The following is a 13,252-nucleotide window of genomic DNA, read 5'->3' on the forward strand; positions in this document are numbered from 1 at the left end:
GGTCACGCGGTGTTCACTTTCAGGGGTATTCGGGGTTGGCGGGCGAGTACTCGGGGGCCGACCAGCGCAGCGGAACCGCCGACGGGGTCTCGACGACCTCGCTCACCGTGAAGTGCACTCGGCGCTCCTCGCCGGTGAACTCCGTGCGCGCCTCGCCCGTCAGGTGCAGCGTGGTCCCGGTCGTCCAGTCCAGGAAGAGCAGGCCCGCGCGCGGGTCCGCCTCGATGTTCCCCAGGGTGAGGAACATGGAGTTGCCCTGGTAGTCGCGCCAGCTGAGTTCGCCCGGCGAGTCGACGCGCACGAATCCGGGGTTGCCGCCGCGGTGACTGGCGTCGGCGCCGCCCTCGTGCACGGTGGCCATGAAGAAGGTGTCCGCCCGGGTGATGAACTCGGCCTGTTCCTGGGTCAGTTCGCCGCTCCTGCGGGTCTCCCCCGGCGTGCGGTCGGGCAGCGTCTCGTACGTCTCCCTTCTCTGGAGGTACTTCGGGCAGTTGGCGAAGACCTGGTCCGCCTCGATGGCGAATCCCCGGGCCGTGGGCCGGAGCCGTCCGTTGAGCCGCATCCGGCGCCGGGTGCGGGGGTCGAGGGCGATGGTGCCGACGTGGGCGCCTTCGGAGTCCAGCGCCGCCGCGAGCGGATCGGCCGCCGGGACCCGGCCCGCGACGGATATCTGCCCGGACCCGGTGGCCCGCACGAATCCGGGCGTCCCGGTGAGCGGGGACGCCCACACCCTGCCCGTCGCCGGGTCGGTGGCCCCCACCACCAGCAGCGGCTGGAGCTCCAGGAACGCGGCGGCGACCGGTTTGATGCCATGGCCGATGGACCGGCCCACATGGTCGGCGAGCTCCCGCACGCCGACCTGTTCCTGCACGGCGCGCGAGCCTGCGTGATAGACGCCCATGGCTAGAAGAATCCGCAGGTCGGAGCCGACTCGGTGGGCGCCGGCGCGCCTTCCACGCCGCTCGGCACCGAGATCTCAAGGCGGGTGCCGTCGGGGTCGTGGAAGAAGATGCCGCCGGACGCGGCGCCCTCGGCGTGGGCGACGACCCCTTCGTAGGCGAACTCCGCGCCGTACTCCCGCAGGGCCGTCTCGTACTCGCGGACCTGCTCGACGGAGTCGGCCTCGAAGGCCAGGTGGTGCAGTCCGGCGCGCGCCTTGTCGTAGGGCGCCTGCGCCTGCTGCCAGAGCGTGAGGACGAGCCGGCCGTCCGCCCCCAGGAACGCGTACCGCCGGTCCTCCTCCTTGCCCTCGGCAAGCAGGGAGAAGCCGAGGACGTCCCGGTAGAAGGCGAGCGAGCGGTCGAGGTCGGTGACGTTCAGGCCGAGGTGGCCGGTGCGCAGGGTCATGACGTTCCCTCTCCACGTTTTCTAACCTGTGTAAGTGAGATTAGAGGTTAGATTCGAGGAAGTCAACCAGTCACGTACTCTTGACCGGTTAGCACGGAAGGGAGCCCTCCATGTCCACCACACCCCGCGACCCCCGCCCCCTCACCGGTGAGCCGCTCGCGCTCGACCTGCTGAACACGCGCTGGATGCGGGACGGGGCCGTGCAGGACCTGCTGGCGGACACCGACGGACTGGGGGTGTGGCTCGCGGCGAACGGTCTGGACGGCGCGCACCCCTGCGACGCCGCGACCCTGCGGCACGTCCTCCAGGCCCGCGACGCGCTGAAGGCCGCCGTCGACGGCTCGCTGCCGGAAGGGGCCCCGCTCGTCGACGCCGTCCTCGCGCACGGGCGGATCCGGGCCACGCTCACCGCCGACGGGCCGGGCGAACTGGCCGAGTTCGACACTCCCTCATGGGGTCCGGCCTGGCTCGCCGCCCGCGACTACCTCCGGCTGCTCAGCACCGCGCCGGACCGGATCCGCTCCTGCGCCCACGAGGCGTGCATCCTGCACTTCTTCGACACCTCGCGGAACGGCACCCGCCGCTGGCACTCCATGGCGACCTGCGGCAACCGCGCGAAGGCGTCCCGCCATTACGCCCGGACCAAGGAGGATTGACGGCGACCGGGCGACTTGCGCCGTTCGTCGCGGATCGCCCGGAAAGGGATAGCGGGTTTTCCCCATCCCTCGATTTCGTTTGGGTCAACTCTCCCCAAACATCTGTCCCTTGCGTAAGGCTGAGCGGTCGTTCCACGCTCGTTCCTTTACCTACAAGGGATGCCGATGACCCTCACCCCCCAGCGTGACCCGATATCGGGCGCAAGACGCGCGGCCCGTATAGCCGTGGCCGCGGGACTGGTGGCCGCGCTCTCCGCCGCCGGGCCGATACCCCTGGCCCTCGCCGCGGACGACCCGGCCGTCACCGCGGCCGACCCCGCTCTGAAGTCCGCGCACGACAAGCTCGGTGCGGACGACGCGGACCTGCTCGCCGACGCCAAGGCGGCCGGCGACAAGAACGTCACGATGATGATCGCCACCGCCCCCGGCAAGACCGAGCAGGTCGCCGGGGAGCTGGACGCGGTCAAGGGCGCCTCCGTGGGCCGCTCCTACGACAAGCTCGGCTACGTCCGGGCCACCGTCCCCACCGGCAAGGCGGACGCGGCCATCGCCGCCGCCGCGAAGCTGTCCTCCGTGCACGGCATCGACCTGCGCGAGGAGATCCCGCTGGACGACCCGGCCGTCGACACCAAGAAGTCGGCGTCGACCGCGGCCGCCTACCCGGCCCCCGGGAAGAACACCCCGGCCGAGAACCCGTACAACCCCTCCTTCGAGACGGGCGCCGTCGACTTCGTCGACGACCACCCGAAGGCGGACGGCCGCGGCATCACCATCGGCGTGCTGGACTCGGGCGTGGACCTCTCCCACCCGGCACTGCAGAAGACCACCACCGGCGAACGCAAGATCGTCGACTGGGTGACCTCGACCGACCCGATCCTCGACAGCGACGCCACCTGGCGGCCGATGGTCACCAACGTCGCCGGGCCCACCTTCACCTACGGCGGCCGCAGCTGGACGGCGCCGGAGGGCTCGTACCAGATCAGCCTGTTCCGCGAGTCGGTGACCGCGGGCGGCGACGCCAAGGGCGACGCGAACCGGGACGGCGACACCACCGACTCCTGGGGCGTCCTCTACGACGCGGCGGCCGGCACGGTCCGCGTCGACCTGAACAACAACGCCGACTTCGGTGACGACGCCGCGATGAAGCCGTACAAGGACGGCTACCAGATCGGCTGGTTCGGCACCGACAACCCGGACACCGACGTCGCCGAGCGGCAGCCGTTCGTCGTGGAGATCCGCAAGGACGTCCCGATGGACCCCTACGGCGGTGACTGGGTCGGGCAGAAGCGCGACTTCGTCAACATCGGCGTCATCGAGTCCGAGCACGGCACCCACGTCGCCGGCATCACCTCCGCCAACGGCCTGTTCGGCGGCGAGATGAACGGCGCCGCGCCCGGCGCGAAGGTCGTCTCCTCGCGCGCCTGCACCTGGACCGGCGGCTGCACCAACGTCGCGCTGACCGAGGGCATGATCGACCTCGTCGTCAACCGCGGCGTCGACATCGTCAACATGTCCATCGGCGGTCTGCCGGCGCTGAACGACGGCAACAACGCGCGCGCCGAGCTCTACACCCGCCTGATCGACACCTACGGCGTCCAGCTGGTGATCTCCGCGGGCAACTCCGGCCCCGGCGCCAACACCATCGGCGACCCGTCGCTGGCCGACAAGGTCATCTCGGTCGGCGCCTCGATCTCCAAGGAGACCTGGGCGTCCAACTACGGCTCGCTGGTGCAGAAGTCGTACGCGATGATGCCGTTCTCCTCCCGCGGCCCGCGCGAGGACGGCGGCTTCACCCCGACGCTCGTGGCGCCGGGTGCCTCGGTCAACACCATCCAGACCTGGCTGCCGGGCGCCCCGGTCGCCGAGGCGGGCTACTCGCTGCCCGCCGGCTACGGCATGCTCCAGGGCACCTCGATGGCCTCCCCGCAGGCCGCGGGCGCCTCCGCGCTGCTGCTGAGCGCCGCCAAGCAGAAGGGCATCGCCCTCACGCCGGCGACGCTGCGCACCGCGCTGACCTCGACCGCCGACCACATCAGTGGTGTGCAGACGTACGAGGAGGGCGCGGGCCTCATCAACATCGAGGACGCCTGGGACTCCATCAAGGACGGCGCCACCGCGCACGCCTACTCGGTCAAGGCGCCGGTCGACACCGCGATCGACCAGTTCCTGAAGACGCCGGGCTACGGCACCGGCCTCTACGACCGTGAGGGCGGCCTGAAGGCCGGCCAGAAGAAGACCTACGAGGTCACGGTCACCCGTACCTCCGGCGCCGCCCGCGCGATCCGGCACGAGCTGCACTTCGAGAACAACGCCGGTGACACCTTCCGGATCGTCGGCTCGGACGAGGTCTACCTGCCGCTGAACCAGCCGGTGACCGTCAAGGTCCAGGCCGCGCCGCGGTCCGCCGGGCTCAAGTCCGCGATCCTGGAGCTCGACGACCCGCGCACCGAGGGCATCGACAAGCAGATCATGACGACCGTCGTGGTCGCCGCGCCGCTCCAGTTCACCTACTCGGCGTCCGGCACGGTGCAGCGCAACAGCACCAAGCACTACTTCGTGACCGTGCCCGAGGGCGCCAAGTCGCTGGAGGTCGCGATCGGCGGGCTCAAGGACAAGAGCCAGACCCGCTTCATCGCCATCCACCCCTACGGCGTTCCGTCCGACACCACGTCCACGCCGAACTGCTACAACAACTACCTCGACGGCAACGGCTGCAAGCCCGACGTGCGCTCGTACGCCGACCCGCAGCCCGGCGTCTGGGAGATCGAGGTCGAGTCGCGCCGCACGTCGCCGGTGCTCGACAACCCCTACAAGCTGGACGTCACCGTCCTCGGCGCGGCCTTCGACCCGGAGACCGTGACCGTGGCGGAGGCCAAGGTGGGCACCCCGGTCGAGGCTTCCTGGACGGTGACGAACAAGTTCGCCGCCCTCGACGGCAAGCTCGTCGGCGGTCCGCTCGGCTCCTCCAAGACGGCCCGGCCGACCATCGCCGACCACGAGACGCAGACCACCACGGTCGAGGTGCCCGAGGGCGCCAAGTCCCTGGACGTCGCCATCGGCAACGTCTCGGACACGGCCGCCGACCTCGACCTGACGGTCTACGACAAGGACGGCAACCAGGTCGCACAGGACGCGGACGGCGACTCGGAGGAGTCGGTCTCGATCCCGACCCCCGCCGCCGGCACGTACACCATCGAGGTCGTGGGCTACGCGGTGCCGTCCGGCTCCACCGCCTACGACTACCTGGACGTGTTCTTCTCCGCCTCGCTCGGCTCCGTCACCGTCGACGACTCGACGCCGGTGAAGCTGGGCACGGGCGACTCCGCCACGGTCTCCGCGAGCGTCACCGTCGCGGCCGCCGCGCCGGAGGGCCGTGAGTTCTTCGGCCAGGTCCAGCTGGCCAACGCGCGCGGCACGGTCGCGGGCGCGGGCAATGTGAAGATCGAGAAGGTCACTCCGTAGCGATTGCTGCGGCTGACCGGGGCGGGCGTCCGTACGGGCGCCCGCCCTTTCTCATTCGCAGGTCAGCGTGCGCGACTCGGGCAGCGAGTCGTTGATCCGGTCCCGTTCCGTGGCGACCGCCTTCTCGCCGATGACCCACATGTCCGGCGGGGCGCCCTTCGCCGGGACGCCGAACAGGACGTGGTCGCCCGCGCGCAGGCCGGGGGCGGTGTTCTTGTCGATGACGTACTCCACGTCGTCCCCCTTCTTCGGCCCCGGCTTCTCCGGCTTGTAGACGTGGGTCAGATCCACGCTCACACGCACCAACTCCGGCTCCACGTCGACCGGTTCGGCGGAGACGACCTCGCCCTCGGCGACCAGGTACGCGCAGGCGAGATAGCGGCGGCTGCCGAAGAGGACCCCGCCGGCGTCGCTCTGCGCCTTCTCGGCGGATCCCGATGCCGACGAGTCTGCGTTGTCGCCGGTGCCGGACTGCACCAGCAGCCAGCCGAACCCCACCATCACGGACGCGGCGGCGGCCACGGCGAGGGAGCCGAGGGCGAGCCGGAACGCGCGGCGCCGCCGGACGGGGCGTACCGGTGCGGGCGTCGGGGCCGGCTTCGCCGACTCCTCGGGTGCGCCCAGCGCCGCACCGATGATCTCCAGCTGCTCGCGCAGCACGGCGAGGTCGGCGGTGGCGGACCGGTGCTCGGCCAGGAACGCGGAGTCCGCCCCGTCGGGCGGGTGTTCGTCGGTGATCGCGGCCATCAGGGCGTCGAGACCGTTGTGTTCGGCGGTCACGTCACACCACCTCGTCCTCGTGCAGGCGGGCGCGCAGAGCCCGTACCGCCGTGTGCAGCCTGCTCTTGACCGTGCCCTCGGGGATCCCGAGTTCCTGGGCGATCCCGCTCACCGGCAGGTCGGCGTAGAAGCGCAGGACCACCACCTGGCGCTGGGCGTCGGGCAGTTCGTCCAGCCCCTGGGCGACGGCGAGCGAGAGCACGCTCGTGTCCTCGCCGGAGGGGTGCTCCAGCTGGCGCAGGGATGCCAGGCGCTCGCCGATCCGCTCCTGGCGGCGCTTGGCGCGGTGCCAGTCCATGGCGAGGTTGGAGGCGACGACCGCGGCCCAGGCGGACACGTCCCGCGGTGCCTCGTACCCCTTCGCCGCCCGCTCCAGCAACCGCAGGCGGACCTGCTGCACCCCGTCCGGCAGGTCCGCCTGCGGTACCCCGCCGAGCGCGAGCACCGCCCGCACCCGGCGCTCCTGCGCCGCGTCCAAGGGGTCGTCCGGTACGTCGAGCACCGCGTCCCCCTGGCCGCGGCGGGCCTTTCTGCGCAGCACAGCCACCCCTCCCCTCGCCGCGTTTCCCCTATGACGCCGGTGCGGGCGGAAACGTTCGGTCCCGATCGGCGGAATCTTTTCTTCACATCATCTTCACTGTCACCATGTGCCCCATGACGATCATCACCAAGGGGGCCAACACCCCTGTCCCCACAGGTCCGCTGCGGGTCGCCGTATGCCGCCGGAAGGTCCCGGGGACACCCGCCGTCGACGTCTCGGCACTGCTGCTGGACGCGGCGGGCAAGGTACGCGGCGACGCCGACCTCGTCTTCCACAACCAGCCCGTGCATCCCTCGGGCGCGGTGCGGCACATCGGTACGGGAGACGGCGGTGACCAGTTCGCGGAGTGGCTGGAGCTGGATCTGCCCCGGGTGGAACCGGCGGTCCAGCGGGTGCTGATCGCCGCGTCCTGCGACAACGGCGTCTTCAGGGCGGTACCGGGGCTCGCGGCGCAGACGGTGGCGCCCGACGGCACGATCGTCGCCCACTACGAGGTGACGGACGCCGCCACCGAGACGGCCTTCGTCCTCGGGGAGTTCTACCGGCGCAACGGCGAGTGGAAGTTCCGCGCAGTGGGACAGGGGTACGACTCGGGGCTCGCGGGGCTGGCGACGGACTTCGGGATCGTGGTGGCGCGGCCGTCGGCGCCCAGCGGGCCGGTCGTGAACACCGAGGTGTCGAAGGTGACGGGTCCGCCACCCGGGGCGATACCGGTGGCCGCCGCGAAGACGTCCGCCGCGTCCGCCGCGTCCTTCGGCGCGGACTTCAGGCCCTGGACCCGCAGCGGCAAAGGCAACCGCGTGCTCTCGGTGAAGCTGCCTGCGGGACCGGTGATCCTGGAAGGGCGGCACGACGGCGAGGGCTTGTTCTGCGTCGACACCCTCGACGACGACAAGAAGCCCGACCGTCTCGTCCTCAACAGCTGCCGGAACCGCTTCCGGGGCCGGGGGCTGGCCGTGGTGCCGGACGACCGCCGGCTACGGCTGCGGGTCGAGTTCCACGGAGAGTGGGAGATCACCGTCCGGCCCCTGTCCGCGGCGCGCCCCCTCGTCCCCGGCGAGGAAGCGAGCGGCGCCGGCCCCGAGGTGCTGCGGTACGACGGCCCGGCGGCCGACCTCCAGGCCTGGTTCGACGGCGGGGAGAACTCCGAGCTGTTCTGTGTGAACGCCCACGACCCCGCCCGGCTGACCGCCCTTCACGACTACGCGCTCCTCGTCAACGAGCTCGGCCGGGTCACGAAGACCGGGCCGCTCTCCAAAGGTCCGCTGTTCGTCACCGTGGCCAACGGCGAGGGCAACTGGCGGCTGAACGCGGTCCCCATCCCCGTCCTCGACAGCTCGGCCGCCCCCGCCGACAACGTCTACGAGGGACACCGGGACACGACGGTCACCCTGGTCAACCCGCGCCCCGGCCACCCGGCCCTGCTGGAGTACGACATCCGCAACGCCGACGACCGGGGCCACCAGGTGACCCTGCTCGACGAGTACGGCGACTCGGACGGCGAGTGGATGAACGGCACCCGGCACGGCGAGCGCGGCAGCAACGTGGTGTTCACCACCGGCCAGCAGCAGCGCACCCTGCAGATCCGCCGCGCGGGCAAGTGGCGGCTGCGGCTGCGGCCCATCGAGGAGGCGCCCCTGCTGAAGGGACCCCTGGAGGGCACCGGCAGCGCCCTCCTGCGCTACCAGGGCCCGCCCACGCTGCTCAGCCTGTCCCGGACGACCGAGAAGGCCGGCCACCTGGCGGCGCACGCGCAGAACCATCCGCGCGGCCAGCGCATCCTCATCGCCGACACCGACACCCGCCGCCGTCCCGTCGTCGGCCCCCTGTGGGTCGCCCCGGACGGCTCGTGCTTCGTACGCGTCCAGGCGAGTGACGGGGTCGGCTGGCGGGTCGAGCCCGTGCCGCTCGACGAGGCCCCCGAGATCGGCGGGCGGATCAAGCGGGTGACGGGCCGCGGATTCGGAGTCGTACATCACACCGGGCCCGAAACCGAGATGCTGCTCACCCATGACTACGACATGCTGTCCGACCTGATCCACCTCTTCGAGCTGGACGAAAACCTGTTCCCGGTGCGTCATATCGGAAGATCCCGCGGTCCGCACCGGCTCCCGAGCGGATTCCTCCAGGTCCGCGGTTTCGGCGAGTGGGGGCTGGAACGGCGCGGCTGACCAGGAGTGATCGTCCACGCATCGGGCAAACGATTGGACACATACGCCGGGGTCCCCCGCATGATGGAAGGGTCCCGGCCGTCCGGGCACGCACAGGAACGTCACGCAGAGGAGTCGCCGTGAAGGTAGGAATCGTCGGAGCCACCGGCCAGGTCGGCACGGTCATGCGCAGGATCCTCGCCGAGCGGAACTTCCCCCTCGACGAGCTGCGCCTGTTCGCCTCGGCCCGCTCGGCGGGGACGGTCCTGGACGGCGTGACGGTGGAGGACGCGGCGACGGCCGACTACACGGGCCTGGACATCGTGCTGTTCTCCGCGGGCGGCGCGACCTCGCGGGCGCTGGCCGAGAAGGTCGCCTCCCAGGGCGCCGTCGTGATCGACAACTCCTCGGCCTGGCGCAAGGACCCCCAGGTGCCCCTGGTCGTCTCCGAGGTGAACCCGCACGCGATCGTCGACCGCCCCAAGGGCATCATCGCCAACCCGAACTGCACCACCATGGCCGCGATGCCGGTCCTGAAGGTGCTGGACGCGGAGGCGGGCCTGAAGACGCTGGTCGCCACCACCTACCAGGCGGTGTCCGGCTCCGGTCTCGCGGGCGTGGCGGAGCTGCACGGCCAGGTCCAGAAGGTCGGCGCCGACGCGGACAAGCTCACCCACGACGGCTCGGCGGTCGACTTCCCCGAGCCGCAGGTCTACAAGCGCCCCATCGCCTTCAACGTCCTGCCCTTCGCCGGCAACCTCGTCGACGACGGTCTCAACGAGACCGACGAGGAGCAGAAGCTCCGCAACGAGTCCCGCAAGATCCTTGAGCTCCCCGAGCTGAAGGTCTCCGGCACCTGTGTGCGCGTCCCGGTCTTCTCCGGCCACTCGCTCCAGATCAACGCCCGCTTCGAGCGTCCGATCACCCCGCAGCGCGCGACGGAGATCCTCGCCGCCGCCCCCGGCGTCGAGCTCTCCGACATCCCGACCCCGCTCCAGGCGGCGGGCAAGGACGCCTCCTACGTCGGCCGCATCCGCAAGGACGAGACCGTCGACCACGGCCTCGCCCTGTTCATCTCCAACGACAACCTCCGCAAGGGCGCGGCGCTGAACGCCGTACAGATCGCGGAGCTGGTGGCGGCGGAGCTGAAGGGCTAGTCCCTTCTGACCTCGTAGAGGAAACAGCCGTACTCGACGGCCCGGACGTGGACCAGTGCCACGGCCGGGTCGTCGAACGCGTTGTGGAAGGCGTCCTCGTCGAGTGTCTCCACCAGCGCTCCGCCCAGGATGCGGCCGTCGGCCGAGTAGCGGCGGACCGTGCGGTGGGCGTTCGTGAAGGCGAGGCCGGTGCCGGAGGGGCCCGCGCACTCCTCGGCGTGGACGAAGACCGGGCCCTGTTCGTCGTAGGGGCCGGGGTCCGCGCCGGTCTCGGCGGCCCAGCGGCGCAGCGGGGCGTAGGAGACCAGCGCGATCCGCTCGCCGGGCTCGCTGCGGCGCAGGCAGCACCTCAGCGGTGCCCCGCCCTCCTCGTCGGTCACGGGGACCGTCTCGCGGCCCGCGTCGTCGGTGGCGCGCAGTTCCTTCAGGATCGCGGGAGTGATGGGTCGTGCGGTGTACGTGGTCATGGCTCCAGGCTCCCGCCCGTTGCCGCCCTCCCACCGGCGGGAAACGGACATCGCATTCTCCTCAGGTCCCATGGAAGGATGGCCGAACCCACACATAACGAGGAGATGACCGCGTGCCTGGCACAAACCTGACTCGCGAAGAGGCACAGCAGCGGGCGAAGCTGCTCACCGTTGACTCGTACGAGATCGATCTCGACCTCTCCGGCGCGCAGGAGGGCGGTACCTACCGGTCCGTGACCACGGTGCGCTTCGACGTCGCCGAGTCCGGCGCGGAGTCCTTCATCGACCTGGTGGCACCGACCGTGCACGAGGTCACTCTCAACGGCGACGCGCTCGACGCGGACGAGGTCTTCAAGGACTCCCGCATCGCCCTTGCGGGGCTGCTGCAGGGCCCCAACGTCCTGCGGGTCGTCGCGGACTGCGCGTACACCAACACCGGCGAGGGTCTGCACCGTTTCGTCGACCCGGTCGACCAGCAGGCCTACCTGTACACCCAGTTCGAGGTGCCGGACGCCCGCCGCGTCTTCGCGTCCTTCGAGCAGCCGGACCTCAAGGCCACCTTCCGGTTCACCGTGAAGGCGCCGAGCGGCTGGACCGTCATCTCCAACTCGCCCACGCCGGAGCCGAAGGACGACGTCTGGGCCTTCGAGCCGACGCCGCGCATCTCGACGTACATCACGGCGCTGATCGTCGGCCCGTACCACTCGGTGCACAGCGTGTACGAGAAGGACGGCCAGTCCGTGCCGCTCGGCATCTACTGCCGTCCCTCGCTCGCCGAGTTCCTCGACTCGGACGCGATCTTCGAGGTGACCCGGCAGGGCTTCGACTGGTTCCAGGAGAAGTTCGACTACGCGTACCCGTTCAAGAAGTACGACCAGCTGTTCGTGCCGGAGTTCAACGCGGGCGCGATGGAGAACGCGGGCGCGGTGACCATCCGCGACCAGTACGTCTTCCGCTCGAAGGTGACGGACGCCGCGTACGAGATGCGCGCGGAGACGATCCTGCACGAGCTGGCCCACATGTGGTTCGGCGACCTGGTCACCATGGAGTGGTGGAACGACCTGTGGCTGAACGAGTCGTTCGCCACGTACACGTCGATCGCGTGCCAGGCGTACGCGCCCGAGTCGCGGTGGCCGCACTCGTGGACGACGTTCGCCAACTCCATGAAGACGTGGGCGTACCGCCAGGACCAGCTGCCGTCCACGCACCCGATCATGGCCGAGATCCGCGACCTGGACGACGTCCTGGTCAACTTCGACGGCATCACGTACGCCAAGGGCGCGAGCGTGCTGAAGCAGCTCGTCGCCTACGTCGGCATGGACGAGTTCTTCGGCGGTGTGCAGGCGTACTTCAAGCGCCACGCGTTCGGCAACACCCGCCTGTCCGACCTGCTGGGCGCGCTGGAGGAGACCTCCGGCCGCGACCTGAAGAACTGGTCGGAGAAATGGCTCCAGACGGCCGGGATCAACATCCTGCGCCCCGAGATCGAGACGGACGAGAACGGCGTCATCACCTCCTTCGCGATCCGCCAGGAGGCCCCGGCGCTCCCCGCGGGCGCGAAGGGCGAGCCGACGCTCCGTCCGCACCGCATCGCGGTCGGCCTGTACGAACTCGACGACGACAGCGGCAAGTTGGTCCGCGACGAGCGCATCGAGCTGGACGTGGACGGCGAGTTGACGGCCGTACCGCAGCTGATCGGCAAGCGCCGCCCGGCCGTGGTCCTGCTGAACGACGACGACCTGTCGTACGCCAAGGTCCGCCTCGACGAGCAGTCGCTGGCCTTCGTGACGGAGCACCTGGGCGACTTCGAGTCCTCGCTGCCGCGCGCGCTGTGCTGGGCGTCGGCGTGGGACATGACGCGGGACGCCGAACTGGCCACCCGCGACTACCTCTCCCTCGTCCTCTCCGGCATCGGCAAGGAGTCCGACATCGGCGTCGTGCAGTCGCTGCACCGCCAGGTGAAGCTGGCGATCGACCTGTACGGCGCACCGGCCGGCCGCGAGGCCCTGCTGACCCGCTGGACGGACGCGACGCTGGCCCATCTGCGGTCGGCTGCGGCGGGCAGCGACCACCAGCTGGCGTGGGCGCGGGCGTTCGCGGCGACGGCCCGTACGCCGGAGCAGCTGGACCTGCTGGAGGCGCTGCTGGACGGTTCGCAGACGATCGAGGGCCTGGTCGTCGACACCGAGCTGCGCTGGGCGTTCGTGGAGCGCCTCGCGGCGGTCGGCCGGTTCGACGAGGCGGAGATCGCGGGCGAGTACGAGCGGGACAAGACGGCCGCGGGTGAGCGACACGCGGCGACCGCGCGTGCGGCGCGGCCGACGCCGGAGGCGAAGGCCGAGGCGTGGGCGTCGGTCATCGAGTCCGACAAGCTGCCGAACGCCGTGCAGGAAGCTGTCATCTCGGGCTTCGTCCAGACCGACCAGCGTGAGCTGCTGTCCTCGTACACGGACAAGTACTTCGAGGTGGTCAAGGGCATCTGGGACACGCGGTCCCACGAGATCGCCCAGCAGATCGCGGTCGGCCTCTACCCGACGGTCCAGGTCTCCGAGGCCACCCTGTCCAAGACGGACACCTGGCTGACCTCCGCGGCTCCGAACGCGGCCCTGCGCCGCCTGGTCTCCGAGTCCCGCGCGGGCGTGGAGCGGGCCCTGAAGGCCCAGTCGGCGGACGCGGCGGCCGAGTAGCGGGC

Annotated in this window: 10 protein-coding genes; 5 read left to right on the top strand and 5 right to left on the bottom strand. The window is 70.7% G+C overall.

Features of this window, described 5'->3' with window-relative positions:
• Positions 1-19: 19 nt before the first annotated feature.
• Both AB0Q90_RS19575 and AB0Q90_RS19580 read right to left on the bottom strand, forming a co-directional pair.
• Positions 20-901, bottom strand: coding sequence for a pyridoxamine 5'-phosphate oxidase family protein (locus AB0Q90_RS19575; RefSeq protein WP_363160264.1), 882 nt, complete (start codon positions 899-901; stop codon positions 20-22).
• A gap of 2 nt (positions 902-903) precedes the next feature.
• Positions 904-1,347 carry a VOC family protein gene (locus AB0Q90_RS19580; RefSeq protein ID WP_363160265.1) on the bottom strand — a complete coding sequence of 148 codons (444 nt, stop codon included), beginning with the start codon at positions 1,345-1,347 and terminating at the stop codon, positions 904-906.
• Between the two features lie 110 nt (positions 1,348-1,457).
• Here AB0Q90_RS19580 and AB0Q90_RS19585 point away from each other — a divergent pair, with 110 nt between their 5' ends.
• Together AB0Q90_RS19585 and AB0Q90_RS19590 are read left to right on the top strand one after the other, a co-directional pair.
• The gene (locus AB0Q90_RS19585) at positions 1,458-2,003 is read left to right on the top strand and encodes a CGNR zinc finger domain-containing protein (RefSeq protein ID WP_363160266.1); all 546 of its coding nucleotides are present in this window, start codon (positions 1,458-1,460) and stop codon (positions 2,001-2,003) included.
• A gap of 165 nt (positions 2,004-2,168) precedes the next feature.
• A complete protein-coding gene (locus AB0Q90_RS19590) occupies positions 2,169-5,465 on the top strand; it encodes a S8 family serine peptidase (protein ID WP_363160267.1) in 3,297 nt (1,098 codons plus the stop codon).
• A gap of 51 nt (positions 5,466-5,516) precedes the next feature.
• Here the strand turns inward: AB0Q90_RS19590 and AB0Q90_RS19595 are convergent, their stop codons facing one another.
• Together AB0Q90_RS19595 and AB0Q90_RS19600 are read right to left on the bottom strand one after the other, a co-directional pair.
• Complete coding sequence (locus AB0Q90_RS19595) at positions 5,517-6,245, bottom strand: hypothetical protein (protein ID WP_363160268.1); 729 nt, start codon at positions 6,243-6,245, stop codon at positions 5,517-5,519.
• Between the two features lies 1 nt (position 6,246).
• The gene (locus AB0Q90_RS19600; RefSeq protein WP_363160269.1) at positions 6,247-6,792 is read right to left on the bottom strand and encodes a sigma-70 family RNA polymerase sigma factor; all 546 of its coding nucleotides are present in this window, start codon (positions 6,790-6,792) and stop codon (positions 6,247-6,249) included.
• A gap of 107 nt (positions 6,793-6,899) precedes the next feature.
• Here AB0Q90_RS19600 and AB0Q90_RS19605 point away from each other — a divergent pair, with 107 nt between their 5' ends.
• Entirely contained in the window at positions 6,900-8,957 is a 2,058-nt protein-coding gene (locus AB0Q90_RS19605) for a TerD family protein (protein WP_363160270.1), read from the top strand.
• 119 nt (positions 8,958-9,076) lie between these two features.
• A complete protein-coding gene (locus AB0Q90_RS19610) occupies positions 9,077-10,093 on the top strand; it encodes an aspartate-semialdehyde dehydrogenase (protein ID WP_363160271.1) in 1,017 nt (338 codons plus the stop codon).
• Here AB0Q90_RS19610 and AB0Q90_RS19615 read toward each other — a convergent pair.
• Positions 10,090-10,560, bottom strand: coding sequence for a DUF1203 domain-containing protein (locus tag AB0Q90_RS19615; protein WP_363160272.1), 471 nt, complete (start codon positions 10,558-10,560; stop codon positions 10,090-10,092). The two genes, AB0Q90_RS19610 and AB0Q90_RS19615, sit on opposite strands and share 4 nt — an antisense overlap.
• 113 nt (positions 10,561-10,673) lie before the next feature.
• Here AB0Q90_RS19615 and pepN point away from each other — a divergent pair, with 113 nt between their 5' ends.
• Positions 10,674-13,247, top strand: coding sequence for an aminopeptidase N (pepN, locus tag AB0Q90_RS19620; protein ID WP_363160273.1), 2,574 nt, complete (start codon positions 10,674-10,676; stop codon positions 13,245-13,247).
• Positions 13,248-13,252: the final 5 nt, after the last annotated feature.

It is taken from the genome of Streptomyces sp. NPDC079141, assembly GCF_040686775.1.
Taxonomy (GTDB): Bacteria; Actinomycetota; Actinomycetes; order Streptomycetales; family Streptomycetaceae; genus Streptomyces.

Bases quoted from the DNA above. Each gene is read 5' to 3' on its own strand.
- AB0Q90_RS19575 (WP_363160264.1), bottom strand. From the start codon at position 901: ATGGGCGTCTATCACGCAGGCTCGCGCGCCGTGCAGGAACAGGTCGGC.
- AB0Q90_RS19580 (WP_363160265.1), bottom strand. From the start codon at position 1,347: ATGACCCTGCGCACCGGCCACCTCGGCCTGAACGTCACCGACCTCGAC.
- AB0Q90_RS19585 (WP_363160266.1), top strand. From the start codon at position 1,458: ATGTCCACCACACCCCGCGACCCCCGCCCCCTCACCGGTGAGCCGCTC.
- AB0Q90_RS19590 (WP_363160267.1), top strand. From the start codon at position 2,169: ATGACCCTCACCCCCCAGCGTGACCCGATATCGGGCGCAAGACGCGCG.
- AB0Q90_RS19605 (WP_363160270.1), top strand. From the start codon at position 6,900: ATGACGATCATCACCAAGGGGGCCAACACCCCTGTCCCCACAGGTCCG.
- AB0Q90_RS19615 (WP_363160272.1), bottom strand. From the start codon at position 10,560: ATGACCACGTACACCGCACGACCCATCACTCCCGCGATCCTGAAGGAA.